The organism is Ruegeria intermedia, assembly GCF_900129345.1.
Lineage (GTDB): Bacteria > Pseudomonadota > Alphaproteobacteria > Rhodobacterales > Rhodobacteraceae > Ruegeria > Ruegeria intermedia.
Genome location: NZ_FQVK01000001.1, coordinates 61,679 through 77,328, shown reverse-complemented (window position 1 = coordinate 77,328; position 15,650 = coordinate 61,679). Strand labels below are relative to the sequence as shown.

At 64.0% G+C, this 15,650-nt stretch carries 15 protein-coding genes and 1 riboswitch; of the genes, 7 read left to right on the top strand and 8 right to left on the bottom strand.

Annotation, left to right across the window (positions count from 1 at the left end; genetic code table 11):
- Window positions 1-6: 6 nt before the first annotated feature.
- On the top strand, window positions 7-525 hold the full coding sequence (locus F3H26_RS00335) for a L,D-transpeptidase family protein (protein WP_149774078.1): 519 nt from the start codon (window positions 7-9) through the stop codon (window positions 523-525).
- On the opposite strand, the gene F3H26_RS00330 is transcribed toward F3H26_RS00335, so the two are convergent.
- From F3H26_RS00330 to cysQ, 7 genes are all read right to left on the bottom strand, one after another.
- Window positions 509-1,954, bottom strand: coding sequence for a nodulation protein NodH (locus F3H26_RS00330; protein WP_149774077.1), 1,446 nt, complete (start codon window positions 1,952-1,954; stop codon window positions 509-511). The genes F3H26_RS00335 and F3H26_RS00330 overlap by 17 nt on opposite strands.
- A 6-nt stretch (window positions 1,955-1,960) precedes the next feature.
- Window positions 1,961-3,664, bottom strand: coding sequence for a DUF5927 domain-containing protein (locus F3H26_RS00325; protein ID WP_149774076.1), 1,704 nt, complete (start codon window positions 3,662-3,664; stop codon window positions 1,961-1,963).
- Window positions 3,661-4,647: a glycosyltransferase family 2 protein gene (locus F3H26_RS00320; protein ID WP_149774315.1), complete on the bottom strand. Its 987-nt coding sequence runs from the start codon at window positions 4,645-4,647 to the stop codon at window positions 3,661-3,663. The genes F3H26_RS00325 and F3H26_RS00320 overlap by 4 nt, the downstream gene beginning before the upstream one ends.
- Before the next feature lie 185 nt (window positions 4,648-4,832).
- Complete coding sequence (locus tag F3H26_RS00315) at window positions 4,833-5,876, bottom strand: glycosyltransferase family 2 protein (protein ID WP_149774075.1); 1,044 nt, start codon at window positions 5,874-5,876, stop codon at window positions 4,833-4,835.
- A 7-nt stretch (window positions 5,877-5,883) separates the two neighbouring features.
- The gene (galE, locus tag F3H26_RS00310; RefSeq protein ID WP_149774074.1) at window positions 5,884-6,867 is read right to left on the bottom strand and encodes a UDP-glucose 4-epimerase GalE; all 984 of its coding nucleotides are present in this window, start codon (window positions 6,865-6,867) and stop codon (window positions 5,884-5,886) included.
- Window positions 6,868-6,940: 73 nt separating this feature from the next.
- Window positions 6,941-7,741 (bottom strand): 3-deoxy-manno-octulosonate cytidylyltransferase family protein, encoded by an 801-nt coding sequence (locus tag F3H26_RS00305; protein WP_149774073.1) that lies wholly within the window; start codon window positions 7,739-7,741, stop codon window positions 6,941-6,943.
- Window positions 7,741-8,538, bottom strand: coding sequence for a 3'(2'),5'-bisphosphate nucleotidase CysQ (gene cysQ / locus F3H26_RS00300; RefSeq protein ID WP_149774072.1), 798 nt, complete (start codon window positions 8,536-8,538; stop codon window positions 7,741-7,743). The genes F3H26_RS00305 and cysQ overlap by 1 nt, the downstream gene beginning before the upstream one ends.
- Window positions 8,539-8,660: 122 nt before the next feature.
- On the opposite strand from cysQ, the gene F3H26_RS00295 reads away from it, so the two are divergent.
- Entirely contained in the window at window positions 8,661-9,482 is an 822-nt protein-coding gene (locus tag F3H26_RS00295) for an ABC transporter permease (protein WP_149774071.1), read from the top strand.
- On the opposite strand, the gene F3H26_RS00290 is transcribed toward F3H26_RS00295, so the two are convergent.
- A complete protein-coding gene (locus tag F3H26_RS00290; protein ID WP_149774070.1) occupies window positions 9,479-10,081 on the bottom strand; it encodes an alpha-ketoglutarate-dependent dioxygenase AlkB family protein in 603 nt (200 codons plus the stop codon). The two genes, F3H26_RS00295 and F3H26_RS00290, sit on opposite strands and share 4 nt — an antisense overlap.
- Before the next feature lie 212 nt (window positions 10,082-10,293).
- Here F3H26_RS00290 and dnaK point away from each other — a divergent pair, with 212 nt between their 5' ends.
- The 5 genes from dnaK to thiS all read left to right on the top strand — a co-directional run bounded on the left by dnaK (window position 10,294) and on the right by thiS (window position 15,649).
- Window positions 10,294-12,201 carry a molecular chaperone DnaK gene (gene dnaK / locus F3H26_RS00285; RefSeq protein WP_149774069.1) on the top strand — a complete coding sequence of 636 codons (1,908 nt, stop codon included), beginning with the start codon at window positions 10,294-10,296 and terminating at the stop codon, window positions 12,199-12,201.
- A 75-nt stretch (window positions 12,202-12,276) separates the two neighbouring features.
- The gene (gene dnaJ / locus F3H26_RS00280; protein WP_149774068.1) at window positions 12,277-13,416 is read left to right on the top strand and encodes a molecular chaperone DnaJ; all 1,140 of its coding nucleotides are present in this window, start codon (window positions 12,277-12,279) and stop codon (window positions 13,414-13,416) included.
- A 126-nt stretch (window positions 13,417-13,542) separates the two neighbouring features.
- Window positions 13,543-13,647, top strand: a riboswitch (TPP riboswitch).
- A gap of 46 nt (window positions 13,648-13,693) precedes the next feature.
- A complete protein-coding gene (thiD, locus tag F3H26_RS00275; protein ID WP_149774067.1) occupies window positions 13,694-14,497 on the top strand; it encodes a bifunctional hydroxymethylpyrimidine kinase/phosphomethylpyrimidine kinase in 804 nt (267 codons plus the stop codon).
- Window positions 14,494-15,471, top strand: a complete 978-nt coding sequence (locus F3H26_RS00270) for an FAD-dependent oxidoreductase (RefSeq protein WP_149774066.1) — start codon at window positions 14,494-14,496, stop codon at window positions 15,469-15,471. Before thiD ends, F3H26_RS00270 begins: the two co-directional genes overlap by 4 nt.
- On the top strand, window positions 15,455-15,649 hold the full coding sequence (gene thiS / locus F3H26_RS00265; RefSeq protein WP_149774065.1) for a sulfur carrier protein ThiS: 195 nt from the start codon (window positions 15,455-15,457) through the stop codon (window positions 15,647-15,649). The genes F3H26_RS00270 and thiS overlap by 17 nt, the downstream gene beginning before the upstream one ends.
- The last annotated feature ends 1 nt before the right edge of the window (window position 15,650 follow it).

Genomic DNA, 15,650 nt, shown 5'->3' with positions numbered 1-15,650 from the left:
GAAATCATGGATCGTCGAGCATTTGGACTGGGTGCGTTGGCAACGCTGAGCCTTTCGGCCTGCGGTACCTCGGGGCCCCGTTTCCTGACCTATGATGGCCCCGAGGTGACATCCATCGTGGTCAACAAGGGCGCGCGCAAGATGTATCTGCTGCATCACGAACGGATCCTGCGCGAATATGATGTCGACCTGGGCTTTGCCCCCGATGGCACCAAGATCAAACGCGGCGATGGCCGCACCCCCGAGGGCACCTATCTGATCGACCGCCGCAATCCCCGCAGCCGGTACCACCTGTCGTTGGGGATCTCGTACCCCAACGCCCAGGATATCGCCAAGGCCAAGGCGATGGGGGTCGATCCCGGCGGCGACATCTTCATCCACGGCCAGCCGAACCTGCGCAAGGAGCTCAAGCGCGCGAAAAAGACCCCGGACTGGACCGCGGGCTGCATCGCCGTCAAGAACGACGAGATCGAAGAGATCTATGCCATGGTCAAGCCCGGCACGGTCATCACGCTGCGCCCATGACCGGCTGCCAGTCGCCGAAACCGAACTGGGCATAGTCGCGCTGATAGGCATCGGCCGCCAGCGATTCGAGCCGGGCATCGTAGATCTGTTCCAGCCGATAGGGCGCATCCGGCTCTGACGGGGGCGGCGCGGGCGGTGCATCATGGCCAAACCTGCGCGCCAGATCCGGCAGGGCGGTTGCCATCTCGTCCTCGCGCAGGATCAGGTCGGGTTGGGCAAAGGCGGAAATACCCTCCAACACCTGCGCCTGGCTGCACCACAGCCCATCCACCCGGATCGGGGTCTGACCTGCAAGGTTCAGCTTCAGAAACTCCAGAAACGCGGCAAAGGCTGCATAATGCTGTTCCAGCGTATAATTCCGTTCGCGCAGCTGCCCCGGAAGGGGCAGTTTGAACCGATTGCGCAGCGTGGACCGGATGGCGGCATAGCCGCCCGGCCCAGTGGGCAGGATCTTGTCGCAGAATACCGCATGGGCGCGGGCCAGCGGGTGTCGCAGCACGGTGAACTTGCGATGCCCCGGGCGCGTCTTCATCCAACGGCGCACCTGTTGCTGGTTGCGCCGGGTCAGCAGCCCGTCGGGCGGGCAGCCGTCCAGCGCGGCCAGCCAGCGGGTCACCGCCTGCTCGGGTCCGCCGCGCACCGGCAGGTATATCAGCGGCGTGTCCGGGGCCGCGACATAGCGGGGCACGCCGGGGCCGCGTCGCGGTTCGAAATTCGGCGAGCGGTGCAGGTTGAACCAATCGGTGTCGCGCAGCGCCTGTTGCAGTTCCTCGGGGTTCGAAACCTTGGACAGGGCGGGCGCCGGATTCTGCGGTTTGAGGTCGGAGGACAGCCGGTCCAGCCGTGCCGCCACGCCCAGCCAGGCGGCCAGCCCGTTCAGAACCTCCAGATCGGACAGGTCGTCATATCCGATGTGGAAGGCAACCTGCCCGGTGCGCTGCAGGTGGTTCAGAACCGCAAGGCGATGCTCCTGCCGCTGGTCCAGATAGTCGGCGAATTCCTGCGGATCGAAGGGTACCAACGCATCGCGCCGCTGCTTCACGTTGGTCAGCTTCCACTGCTGGGTGACGCGGGCGATCTTCAACGAGATGTAGCTGTCCAGCGGGTTGCGGGTCAGGACGATCTTGGCGCAGCGCGGATCGTCCAGCGCCAGCGCCAGAGCGCGCGGGTCGTGCGACGGGAAAAACCGGAATCCGTGCAGGCCGCCCGGTGCCGTGCGCACGGCCCGGATCACCGCTGCGGGGTCTTGGTCGCGCTGGTCGATGGAGAAACCCAGAACATGGGTTTCCTTGGGATACCCGATGAAGTGCGGGTTGAACAGCTCGCCATGGCAGGTCACGCCATCCAGCGCGTTCAGATGCGTCTCGAGCAGGTTCGAGCCGGTGCGCATGTCGGCCAGGACGATGAAATGGTCAAACGGGTCGGGCATTCCGGATCATTGCACCAGATAGGGCTTGTGATAAGGCCGGGTCTGGCCGCCAAACACGTCGTCGACCGGAAAATCCCCCATCAGGAAGGGGTGCATGCCTTGGTTCTTGAGGTTCTGCAGGAATTTTCCGAACCCGCTCAGATCGACCATCCTGGGCGCTTCGATCAGGTGGCCCGGCTGCGACACGCCCATCTCGTCGATGACGGTCTGCAGGTGTTCGATCGGGGATTCGACGAATTCCGCCATCGACCAGATCCGCACCCGTGCCTTGGTCCAGACGGAATCGAGCACCTCGAGCTGCTCGCTTTCGATCTTCTGCAGCCGCGCGGCCTGGGCGCGGATTTCCGCGAAATTCTGGTTCGACCGGAACAGGGGGACCGCCCAGGCGCCGGTCACGACCGAAACCTGCGCGTTCTTGTCCCGCGCCAGGAACCAGTTGATCTTTTGCGTGTCGGCCGGGCCGAACTGAAAGCACTGCCGCTCGCCGCGGGTGTTCCAGATCAGGTTCGACAGAAAGGCGGTCGGGTTGTAGTCGCGCAGAGTCGCGCTGTCGCTGAGCGCGCCGTTGACCAGGGTTTCGCGGCCTGCGAACTCGGCCCGCTCGGGTGCGAACAGATGGCCGTGCACCCGCGCGCCGGTGGTGTTGGCCAGCCAGTCCTCGAAATCGATGAACAGTTCGGAAAACCCCTGAAACACCGAATAGGGGAACGCGGTCAGACCGTTCTCGCTGCCGTGGCGGGGAAATCGGCTTTGCATGTACAGCCCGTCGCGCCCGCGGGTGCGACGCTCGACCGCGCGGGAAAACACCCGGTCGATCTTGCCCGGATTGGGTTCGGCCGGTTTCAGCGCGCCGGGCTGGTCGGACAGAAACGTCCGGTACAGCCGGTCGGCCTGAGGCCAGATCTTGCGGGCGACGAAACAGTCGGACCGGCGCAGCAGCTGCAGGTGATCGTCATCGAAAATGTGCGGCCGGCCCTGATAGTCGAATTTCGACAGGGTCAGCGAGCGGCTTTCGATCTGGGTGGAATACAGCCGCGCCAGCGTCTGGAAATAGCTTTCGTCCGGAATCCAAACATGCCGGAAATAGCGATCGTAAATCGGGCGTTTCGGGTCCTGCAGGATTGCCGACAGCGTCTGGCGGGTCAGGCACCACCACTGGCTGCCCATGTGGGGCACCAACCCGTCGGGGATGCGCCGCCGATAGCCGACCGCGCGTTGCAGTTTGACGAACCGGTCGAACAGCTTGCGGTGCTTGCGCCACGAGAACGGAAACCGCAGCGTGAACCGTTCGGCATCCAGCCCGCCCACGGTCCAGCTGACATCGGCGGTGGTGGCGCTTTCGATGAAGTCCACGCGCGGCCGGTCGGCCAGATAGTCGATCAGGTCCTGCACCGGGCGCAGCGGCAGGCACGCGCCCGAGGACAGAAAGACGTGACGCACATCCGGGAAGCGGTCCAACATCTGTTCCGCGGCCGTCTGGGTGGCCGCCACGATCCCCCAGCCGCCCCAGTGACAGACATGGCGGTCACAGAACACGATCAGCGGGTCATCGGCGCAGGCCGACACGAAATCGTCATGCACCTGTCGGGCGACCTTGCGGTCGACATGGATCACCACCGGACATCCTGCCGCCGTCCAGTGCCGGGCCACCTGTTCGGCCCGGTCCAGCGCGGTATGGACCAGCATGATGATGCCCAGGCTGCTGCTCATGCCCAGTTCCCCTTGGACATCAGGCCCAGAATCTCGAGCTGGCGCCAGTTGATGTATTTCTCGGACCATTTGCACCAGAAGACAGGCCGGTTCTCCAGCTGGGCCAGATAGGCCTTGTATTCCGCCGACCCGCGATAGTGCTGGCCCCGCTTCAGCTCTTCCTGCACCTTGGTGCCCAGGGTGTTGATCAACTTGGCATGCAGCAGGGCACCGCTGGCCTTTTCGCCGCCCCATTCGTCATAGACCTGGTTCAGGCCACGTGGCAGCAAGGCGTGGGTCGAACTGACATAGACATATCGCCGGTCCCATCTGACCAGCGGGATCTTGTTCAGGGCCGGGGCTTTTTCCGGCCGGTCCCGGAAGAACATGCGCGCGCGTGGGCCACCCTGGATCCAGAGATTGCCGTAATCGGGGTTCTTGCTGATCACATAATTGCCCGAGTCGAACCAGGGCGCGATTTCGAACGGGTCCTGACCTTCGTGATACGGGGCGTCCTGGATCGGGCCTTCGGGGTACATGTCCAGCAACATGGTGCCGAAGCTGCGCACCCCGGTGCCGTCCAGCCAGTCGGTCAGCGCGCGCAACGGGCGCGTATCGCAGAAGGGATAGACGAAGAACTCATCCGGGTCGACGGTCAGAACCCAATGGCCATGGGCGTATCGGCGCAGCAGGTGGTTGGACCAGTCGATCCCGAAGGTGGCCCGGCGATAGCTGGACGCCGTATGCCAGACCGAGACGTCGGGCTGCTGCGCCAGGAATTCCAGCGTGCCGTCATCGCTGTCATTGTCCACGAACAGAAAGTGGTCGATGCCCAGCTTGCGATAGTAGGACAGGAACCAGGGCAGGCGGATCTTTTCGTTGCGCACCACGCTCATCAACAGGATGTCATCGGGGCGGATCTGGCGGGTCTTGTCCTGAACGGGTGTCAGATCGCGGCGGCGTCGGGCGCAACGCAACAGACGGCGCTTGCGCCGCAGTCTCATCCGATAAGAGTCCAGAAGGCTCACGCGACTGCCCAACCTTTTTTCCTTACGCGAGCATGCCCGGGGCTGGCTGCGGCCAGAGTGGTGCCGGGCAATGACGTTTTATGACACTTTCGCACCTTGCAAGGCAATCTATTTAAATGGCGTTAGTCAGACAGGGGTTTTCCGGGTTCGGCCTTCCCCCTTCAGCGCCAGCCGCCCGAAGACATCAGCCCCAACGTTTGCAGATGCGCCCAGCCCGCAAAGCGCTCGGAACGGGCGGTCCACAGGTCGGGTCCGGCGATGATGCCATCATAATATGGCCCGAATTGGTCAGGATCGTGAAAATGCTGGCGCCTGCGCTTTTCCTCCTGCGATTTGGCGACGACCTGCGGCAGGAACTTGGTGTGCAGCAGCACCCCCGAAGGCGCCTCTCCGCCCGGCCCGTCATAGGCATGGTTCAGATGCCGGGGCAGCGCCGAGTGGCAGGAATTCACATAGGCGAACCGGCGGTTCCACCGCACCAGGGGGATCTTGTTCAGCGTCGGCGCCCGCTCGGGCCGGTCGGCAAAGAACACCCGGTCGCGCACCCCGCCCTGCACCCACAGATTGCCCAGCGGCTGTTGCCGCCGCACGCGATAGGGGCCGGGGTCGAACCAGGGCAGGGTTTCGGTCGGGTCGGTGTCGGGGTCGTGCGTCTGGCTGCCCAGCGGTCCCTTGGGATAAAGGTCGAGCATCAGCGCGTCGAAGGCCAGCTGCCCGTTTCCGTCCAGCCATCGGGTCAGGTCATGCAGGGTGCGGCTGTCGTGATGGGCATAGATCAGCAGCTCGTCGGCATCCACCATCAGGGTCCAGTGGCCATGGCCATAGCGCATCTGCAACCAGGTCAGCCAGTCCAGCCCGAACCGCGCCTGGCGATAGCTGGCCTGCGTTTGCCACAGCGACACGTCCGGCTGGTTCAGCAGATAGGTGACCGAGCCGTCATCGCTGCCGTTGTCGACCATCAGGAAATGATCGACCCCCAGCCGGCGATAGTGGCGCAGGAACCAGGGCAGGCGCTCGATCTCGTTGCGCAGGGTGGTAAAGGCCAGAATGTCGGTGGGCGCGATCAGCCGGGTCTTGTCCGAAACCGGCGTCAACGCGTGGCGGCTGCGGAAGGACCGCCACAACAGACGCTTGCGTTTCAGGCGCAGGCGGTATCTGCGAACCCAGCCCGGGGCGTTTCCGTCGGTTGTCGAAGCTTTGCCCATGGCAAGATCACTTCTCGTAATGGCCATTCTGATGCCAACGCCAAGCATCGCCGATCATCACCTCCAGCCGCGACCGTTTGGGCCGCCAGCCCAGCTCGGCCTCGGCCCGGGTCGAGCCTGACACCAGCTTGGTGCAGTCGCCCGGCCGGCGCGGACCGATATTGAAGGGCACCTCGCGATTGGTCACGCTGTGCGACTGCGCGATCACCTCTTTGACCGAAAACCCGGTGCCGGTGCCCAGGTTGAACACCCGGCTGCCCTTGCCCTGTTCCAACCAGCGCAGGCCCAGCACATGCGCATCCACCAGGTCGCAGACATGGACATAGTCGCGGATGCAGGTGCCGTCGGGCGTATCGTAATCGGTGCCAAAGACAGTCAGCGCGTCGCGCTTGCCGTCGATCGCGTCCAACAGCAGCGGAACCAGATGCGTCTCGGGGCGGTGAAACTCGCCCACGTCGCCGTCAGGGTCGGCACCGGCCACGTTGAAATAGCGAAAGATCACGTGGTTCAGCCCGTGCGCGGCTTCGAAATCGCGCAGGATGTCCTCGATCGCGCGTTTCGAAGCGCCATAGGCGTTCAGCGGGTGTTGCGGCGTGGTTTCGTCCAGCACCACGTTGTCGTGGTCGCCATAGGTCGCGCAGGTGGACGAGAACACGAAATCCAGGCAGCCTGCGGCCACGGCCGCCTCGATCAGGTTCAGGGATCCGGTGACGTTGTTGCGCCAGTACCGACCCGGCTCACTCATGGCTTCGCCGACTTGGCTGAGCGCGGCGAAATGCATCACCGCCGCCGGTTGGTATTTGGCAAAGACCTGATCCAGCCGCGCGCGGTCCAGCAGATCGCCCTGTTCGAACGGGCCGAATTTCACCGCATCCTGCCAGCCGGTGACAAGATTGTCATAGGTCACGGGCACATAGCCCGCCTGCGCCAGCGCCTTGCAGGCATGAGATCCGATATATCCGGCGCCGCCGGTCACAAGTATGTTGGTCATCCGTGGTCCTGCCGAATGTCTGCCCGTCATGGATTAGCTGCCAGGCTGCCTGCGCGGAACGGGGAATTTGCGCCTATTCCAACCCCATCGCGGCCATCATGCTTTCGATCTTGGCCACGTCCTGCGGATTGTTCAACTCCCAGAACTGGCGGCCTTTGGCCTCGACCTCGACACACAGAACCTTGCGCCCGTTTTCCATGAACCGCAGCTGTTCCAGCCCCTCGAGCCGTTCCAGCGGCCCGACCGGCCAGCCCGGATAGGCGGCCAGCGCGTCGGGACGGTAGGCGTAGACGCCCACATGGTGGAACACCGGCGTCGGGTCCGACCCGGCATAGGTATCGGCGGTGAAAGGGATCACTTCCTTCGAGAAATAGAGCGCGCTGTGATCGGCTGCGAAGACGGCGGTGGTGCCGCCCACCCGGCCATGCCTGCGGTCGTTCAGCAGCCCGTTCAGCGCCTCGCCGTCGCACCGCAGCACCGGCGTGGCCACGCCGGCCTCGGGCGCGGCGCGCAGGCCCTTGACCAGATCCTCGATGAACCAATGCGGGGTCAGGGGGGCGTCGCCCTGCAGGTTGACCACGATCTCGTATCCACCGCCCAGCCTGTCATGCGCCTCGGCGCAGCGTTCGGTGCCGTTGGCGCAGCTTTCCGAGGTCATCACCACCTCGGCGCCAAAGCCCTCGGCCGCGGTGCGGATGCGGTCGTCATCGGTGGCCACCACCACACGGTCGACGTCTGAGACCGACATGGCCGCGCGCCAGGACCTTTCGATCAGGGTCATGGGCTTTCCCGTTGCGCCGGTCAGCGGCACCAGCGGTTTGCCCGGATAGCGGGTCGAGGCATAGCGGGCGGGGATCGCGATCAGAACCGACATCAGGCCTCCTTGAGTTCGACGCCGGGGGCATAGGCGATGAAGAACGGGTTGGCATAGCCCTCCTTGCCGTAGGTCAGCGGCCGGTGGTCGTCGAAACGCACCACATGGCCCCCGGCACCGGCCAGCACCGCGTGGCCTGCGGCGGTGTCCCACTCCATCGTGCGGCCGACACGCGGGTAGAGGTCGGCCTCGCCCGTGGCCACAAGGCAGAATTTCAGCGACGAGCCCGCCGACTTGCTGTCCTTGACCTGGTATTTGTTGATGTAGTCATCCGTGGCCTGATCGCGATGCGATTTCGAGGCCACCACCAAAAGCGCCGAATTGTCCGGTTCAGAGACTGAAATCGGGGTCAAAGTGCCCGGTTCGTCCTTGTCCAGGGCACCGGTTTCCTCGACCGAGCGGCCATCGGCCAGGGTGTAGAACATGCGCCCGCGGGCCGGAGCATAGACCACGCCGCGGGTGGGCACGCCGTTTTCGACCAGCGCGATGTTCACGGTGAAATCCCCACGCCGGTTGATGAATTCCTTGGTACCGTCCAGCGGATCGACGATCAGAAAGGTGTCGCCCTGCTGGCTGTGCGACGCGGCCTGTTCCTCGGTCACCAGCAGGATGTCGGGAAAGGCGGCGCGCAGCCCGGCCGAGATCAGCGCATCGGCGGCTTCGTCGGCTTCGGTCACGGGGCTGGAATCGGATTTGACCTTCACGTCAAAATCATCGGCATCGTAGATCTCCATGATCTTGTCGCCCGCTTCCAGGGCCAGGCGTCTGATCACGGGGATGAGGTCGTCATAGGTCACAAAAATGCTCCGTTTCCATGGTTTGTTGATCCGAAAACCTGACGAACTTATGCTGTGCCGGATACGGAACGGCAAGGAATTCGTGCCAGGCTGTCGGAACAAACCCGGGAAAGAGCGTTCGAGTGTTCTATTACAAGCGCAGCAGCAGCCTGCTTGGCAGCGCCTTCACCACGGCGGAGCTGGTGTTCCACGCCGTCGTGCGCAACATCCGCTCGCAGCACAGCAACGCCGTTCTGGCCATCGTGATAAACATCGTGCAGGTGGTGCTGCTGGCCAGCGTGTTCTATTTGATCATGTCCTTCATGGGGCCGCGGGTGGCCAAGATCCGCGGCGAATTCATCCTGTACCTGCTGTCGGGCATTTTCCTGTTCATGACCCATATCAAGGCGGTGGGCGCGATAGCCTCGTTGGGGGGCACCAACAATCCGATGATGCTGCATTCGCCGATGAACATGATGGTGCTGCTGCTGGCGGCGGCTTTCGGTGCGCTGTACACGCAGATCGTGTCGATCCTGGTGATCCTGTTCGTCTACAGCGTGGCGGTCAACCCGATCGAGATGCAGGACCCCGGCGGTGCCTTCGCGATGCTGGTGCTGGCCTGGTACACGGGCTGTTCCGTGGGGCTGGTGTTCATGGCGCTGAAGCCGTGGCTGCCGACGGTTTCCCTGATGCTCAGCAACGTCTACCGCCGGTTGAACATGGTGTTTTCCGGCAAGATGTTCGTGGCCAACGCGTTGGGCGGCTATTTGCTGGCGATGTTTGCCTGGAACCCGCTGTTCCATGCGATCGACCAGTGTCGGGGGTTCATTTTTCGCAACTACTTTCCGCGCAACACCAGTTGGGAATACGCGTTGTGGGTCGGCATCGCGCTGATGATGATCGGCCTGTTGGGCGAATTCTATACGCGCAAGCACATCTCGAAAAGCTGGGAGGCCCGGCGCTAAGCCGCCACGCGCAGGGTCAGGTTGATGCGGCCCCCCTTGGGCAGCAGACGCGACGACCCGAACCGGATCCGGTCGATTCCGTGATAGGCCAGCCGGGCCGGCCCGCCCATGATCACCACGTCGCCCGAGTTCAGCCAGACGGATTCGGTCTTGCCGCCGCGGGAGGTGTTGCCGATGCGGAACAGCGCGTCATCCCCCAGCGAGATCGATACGACCGGCCACGAGAAATCGGCCTCGTCCCTGTCCTGGTGCAGGCCCATCCTGGCGCCTTCGCCGTAATAGTTGATCAGGCAGCAGTCCGGGTCGCGGTCCAGACCGGTCACCTCGTGCCAGATGGACAGGATCGGCTGCGGGATGTCCGGCCAGGGCATGCCTTTGGGGTGCGCGCCCTGGTATCGGTATCCGCGGCCGTCCGACACCCAGCCCAACGGCCCGGCCGAGGTCATCCGCACCGACATCCTGCGTCCCGAGGCCGTGCTGGGGTGAAACAACGGCGCGGCTTTCAGAACCGGGCGCAAGGCGTCGATCAGCCGTTGCTGGGCGGCGCCGTCCAGATGGCCTTTTCTGATGTCGAATCCGCGTAAATTCAGGCGCGTCACGGCAGAAACCTCATTCCTTTCGAAATCCTTGCCAAAAAAGGCCCAAGATTCCCGAAAACCTGCATTTCACAGTGCTTGCAGGCCTCGGGCCTCGCCCTTATATACGCCGGGACGCGCGATGGTGTAGTGCCGCCGCGCCCAACAGATCGGGGCCGGGATGCCATAACGGGTTCTGGCCTCGGGACATCGCCTTGAAAAGAAAGGGATCAAATATGGGAAAAGTAATCGGGATTGACCTCGGGACCACCAACTCGTGCGTGGCCATCATGGACGGCGCGCAGCCGAAGGTCATCGAAAACGCAGAAGGGGCGCGGACCACGCCCTCGATCGTCGCCTTCACCGAAGACGAGCGACTGGTCGGTCAGCCGGCAAAACGCCAGGCGGTCACCAACCCTGAAAACACGATTTTCGGCGTCAAGCGCCTGATCGGCCGCCGCGTCGACGACCCCGAGGTCGAAAAGGACAAGAAGATGGTGCCCTATCGCATCATCGACGGCGGCAACGGCGACGCATGGGTCGAAGCCCGCGGCGAAAAGTACTCCCCAAGCCAGATTTCGGCCTTCATCCTGGGCAAGATGAAGGAAACCGCCGAAAGCTACCTGGGTGAGGAAGTCACGCAGGCCGTCATCACCGTTCCGGCCTATTTCAACGACGCTCAGCGTCAGGCCACCAAGGACGCCGGCAAGATCGCCGGCCTGGAAGTGCTGCGGATCATCAACGAACCGACCGCCGCCGCGCTGGCCTATGGCCTGGACAAGAAAGACAGCCAGACCATCGCGGTCTATGACCTTGGCGGTGGTACCTTCGACGTGACCATCCTGGAAATCGACGACGGCCTGTTCGAGGTCAAATCGACCAACGGTGACACCTTCCTGGGTGGTGAAGACTTTGACATGCGCATCGTCAACTACCTGGCCGAAGAGTTCAAAAAGGAACACGGCGTCGATCTGAGCCAGGACAAGATGGCGCTGCAGCGTCTGAAGGAAGCCGCAGAAAAGGCCAAGATCGAGCTCAGCTCGACCACCCAGACCGAGATCAACCAGCCGTTCATCTCGATGGGTTCGAACGGCCAGCCGCTGCACATGGTCATGAAGCTGACCCGTGCCAAGCTGGAATCGCTGGTCGGTGACCTGATCAAGAAGTCGTTGAAGCCCTGCCAGGCCGCTTTGAAAGACGCCGGCATCTCGGCCAGCGACGTGGACGAGGTGGTTCTGGTCGGTGGTATGACCCGGATGCCGAAGGTCATCGAAGAGGTGACCAAGTTCTTCGGCAAAGAGCCGCACAAAGGCGTGAACCCCGACGAAGTGGTTGCCATGGGCGCCGCCATCCAGGCTGGTGTTCTGCAAGGCGACGTCAAGGACGTGGTTCTGCTGGACGTGACCCCGCTGTCGCTGGGTATCGAAACCCTGGGCGGCGTGTTCACCCGCCTGATCGACCGCAACACCACGATCCCGACCAAGAAGTCCCAGGTCTTCTCGACCGCCGAGGACAACCAGAACGCGGTGACCATCCGGGTGTTCCAGGGTGAGCGTGAAATGGCGGCCGACAACAAGCTGCTGGGTCAGTTCAACCTTGAAGACATCCCGCCGGCCCCGCGCGGCATGCCTCAGATCGAGGTGACCTTCGACATCGACGCCAACGGCATCGTCTCGGTTTCGGCCAAGGACAAAGGCACTGGCAAAGAGCAGAAGATCACCATCCAGGCTTCGGGCGGTCTGTCGGAAGAAGACATCGAAAAGATGGTCAAGGACGCCGAGGAAAACGCCGAGGCCGACCGCAAGCGCAAGGAGCTGGTCGAGGCCAAGAACCAGGCCGAAAGCCTGATCCATGCGACCGAGAAATCGATCGAGGAGCATGGCGACAAGGTCGATCCGTCGACCATCGAGGCGATCGAACTGGCCGTGGCCGCGCTCAAGGACGAATTGGAATCGGACAATGCCGACAAGATCAAGTCGGGCATCCAGAACGTGACCGAAGCGTCCATGAAGCTGGGCGAGGCGATCTACAAGGCGCAGTCTGAAGAGGCCAGCGAAGAACCGGCCGCCGCCGATGCGGGCCCCGGCGATGACGACATCGTCGATGCCGAGTTCGAAGATCTGGACGATGACAAGCGCACCTAACGGCTAACCGGGCCAGTTCGGGCCGGTCCGGATACCGGGCCGGCCCGTTTTACGTTGAGGCAGAAGGAAACACCGATGTCAAAACGCTGCTATTACGAAGTGCTCGGCGTATCCAAGGGCGCTTCGGCGGAAGAGATCAAGAAGGCGTTTCGCCGGAAGGCGAAAGAGCTGCATCCCGACCGCAACAAGGACAACCCCGAGGCCGAGGCGCTGTTCAAAGAGGCCAACGAGGCCTATGACATCCTGCGCGATGCCGACAAGAAAGCCGCCTATGACCGGTTCGGTCACGCGGCCTTCGAGAACGGCACCGGCGGTGCGCGTCCGGGCGGCGGTTTTGGCTCGGGCGATTTTTCCAGCGCCTTTTCCGACGTATTCGACGATCTGTTCGGCGATTTCATGGGCGGCCGTCAGGGCGGTGGGCGCCGGGCTGCGCGGGGGTCCGACCTCCGCTACAATCTGCGCGTGACGTTGGAAGAGGCCTACTCGGGGCTGCAGAAAACCATCAACGTGCCGACCGCCGTGGCCTGTTCGTCCTGCGAAGGCACCGGCGCCGAAGGCGGGGTCGAGCCCACCACCTGCCCGACCTGTTCCGGCATGGGCAAGGTCCGCGCGCAACAGGGCTTTTTCACCGTCGAGCGCAGCTGCCCGACCTGTGCGGGTCTGGGCCAGATCATCAAGAACCCCTGCAAATCCTGCCACGGCTCGGGCCGGGTCGAGAAGGAACGCGCGCTGTCGGTCAACATTCCCGCAGGTGTCGAAACCGGCACCCGCATCCGCCTGGCTGGCGAGGGCGAGGCCGGGATGCGCGGCGGCCCTCCGGGCGATCTGTACATCTTTGTCGAGGTGACGCCGCACAAGCTGTTCGAGCGGGATGGCACGAACCTGTATTGCCGGGTCCCGGTCAGCATGGCCAAGGCGGCGCTGGGCGGTTCGATCGAGGTGCCCACCATCGACGGTGGCCGCGGCCGCGTACAGATTCCGGCCGGCAGCCAGTCGGGCCGGCAGATGCGTCTGCGCGGCAAGGGCATGCCGGCGCTGCGGGGCGGCGGTGTCGGGGACATGTTCATCGAGCTTGCGGTCGAGACCCCGGTCAACCTGACCGCGCGGCAGAAAGAACTGCTGAAGGAGTTCGACGAGCTGGGCGAAGACAACCACCCGGAATCCAAGAGCTTTTTCTCGTCCGTCAGATCCTTCTGGGAGCGGATGCAGGGTTGATCCCGGCGTTTCAGACAGCCAGGGGCCGGCGGAACACCGCCGGCCTTTTTTGTTTCTGAGTCCAGTTTGGTCGGAAACTGCGCGGAATTGGCCCTTGATTCTCGGCCTCAGCCTTGAGAATGTCCGCGCCAACCGTTGGGGTGCCCCTTGCCCGGGGCTGAGAGGCGCGCGCGTCAACCCATCGAACCTGATCCGGGCAATACCGGCGGAGGGAACGGTCTAAAACATGCAGACGTTTTCCATGCCGGAATTGCCCCTGACGACAAATGGGGGTGGCATGGCATCTATCGCTTTGACAATCGCAGGATCCGACAGCGGCGGAGGGGCTGGCATTCAGGCCGATCTCAAGGCGATGTCGGCGTTGGGTGTGTTCGGTGCCAGTGTCATCACCGCCGTCACGGCGCAGAACACGCAGGCCGTCACCGCCGTGCATGGCATTCCGCTGGACGTGATCGCCGCGCAGATCGATGCGGTTCTGTCCGATCTGGACGTGCGCGCGGTCAAGATCGGCATGCTGGCCACGCCCGAGATCATCCAGACCGTCGCCGACGGCCTGTCCGGCTTTGCAGGCCCAATCGTGCTGGACCCTGTGATGATCGCCAAATCGGGCGATGCCCTGCTGGCGCGCGAGGCGGTGCAGACGTTGCGCGAAGTGCTGCTGCCCCGCGCCACCGTCCTGACCCCGAACCTGCCCGAGGCCGCCTGTCTGCTGGACCGGCTGGTCGCCGAAACGCCCGAGGAAATGGTCGCGCAGGGCCACGATCTGTGCTCCCTGGGGGCTGGGGCTGTCCTGATGAAAGGCGGGCACGGCAAGGGCGATACCTGCCACGATCTGCTGATCGACCGGAACGGCATCATCGGTGAATTCACCGCGCCCCGTCAGGACACGCGCAATACCCACGGCACCGGATGCACCCTGTCCTCGGCCGTCGCGGCCGGTCTGGCCAAGGGGCTGTCGCTTGTCGATGCGGTGGCGCAGGCGCATGACTACCTGCAAGGCGCGATCACCCGCGCGGACGAGTTGCAGGTCGGCTCGGGCCACGGGCCGGTGCATCATTTCCACCGGGTATGGCCGGCGTGACGGTCTGGTCGGTCATAGGCGCCGGTGTTGCCGGTCTGGCCGTGGCCTCGGAACTGGTCGCGCGGGGCGCGCGGGTACAGGTGTTTGATCCCGCCGGGCCTCCCGGTCCGCATGGCTGTTCCTGGTGGGCGGGCGGCATGCTGGCGCCGTGGTGCGAATACGAAAACGCCGAGGAACCTGTGCTGAGGCTGGGCCAGCAGGCGATCGACTGGTGGGCGGCCCGCACCCCGGTCGCGCGGCAGGGAACGCTGGTCGTGGCCAACACGCGCGACCTGCCCGACCTGCGCCGCTTTGCCCGCCGGACCGAGGGGTTCACGCAGGTCGATCAAGCGAAAATCGCTGAATTAGAACCTGATCTGCACGGGTTTTCCCAAGGCCTGTTCTTCACCGACGAGGCCCACCTGGACCCCCGCCGCGCGCTGCAGGACCTGTATCGCGGCTTGCAGGACAAGGGGGTCGAATTCCACCGCAAGCTGGCTCCGTCGCGGCTGGACAACGCCATCGACTGCCGGGGCCTGCACGCGCGCGACATCCTGCACGACCTGCGCGGCGTGAAGGGGGAAATGCTGGTGATCCGCTGCCCCGACGTGACGCTGTCCCGGCCCGTGCGGCTGCTGCATCCCCGGATGCCGCTCTATGTGGTGCCGCGAGGCGAGGGCATCTACATGCTGGGCGCCACGATGATCGAATCCGAGGACAGCAGCCGGATCACTGCGCGCTCGATGCTGGAACTGCTCAGCGCGGCCTATGCGCTGAACCCGGCCTTCGGCGAGGCCGAGGTGCTGGAGATCGGCGTCGATCTGCGCCCGGCCTTTCCCGACAACCTGCCGCGCATCCGTCGCCTAGGGCGGACGATCTATGCCAATGGCCTCTTTCGTCACGGCTATCTGCTGGCCCCGGCGCTGGCCAAGGGCGTGGCCGATCTGGCGCTCGAGAACACACATTCGGAGATGGTCGATGAAGATCGTGCTTAATGGCGAGCCGCGCGAGGTGCGCGCCGAAACCCTTGGCGACTTGCTGGCCGAATGCGGCTTTTCCGGCCGCGTCGCCACCGCGGTGAACGAGGAATTCGTGCCCTCCAGCCTACGCATCGCGCACAAACTGGCCGAGGGCGACCGGGTCGAGGTCGTCGCACCGATGCAGGGGGGCTGAG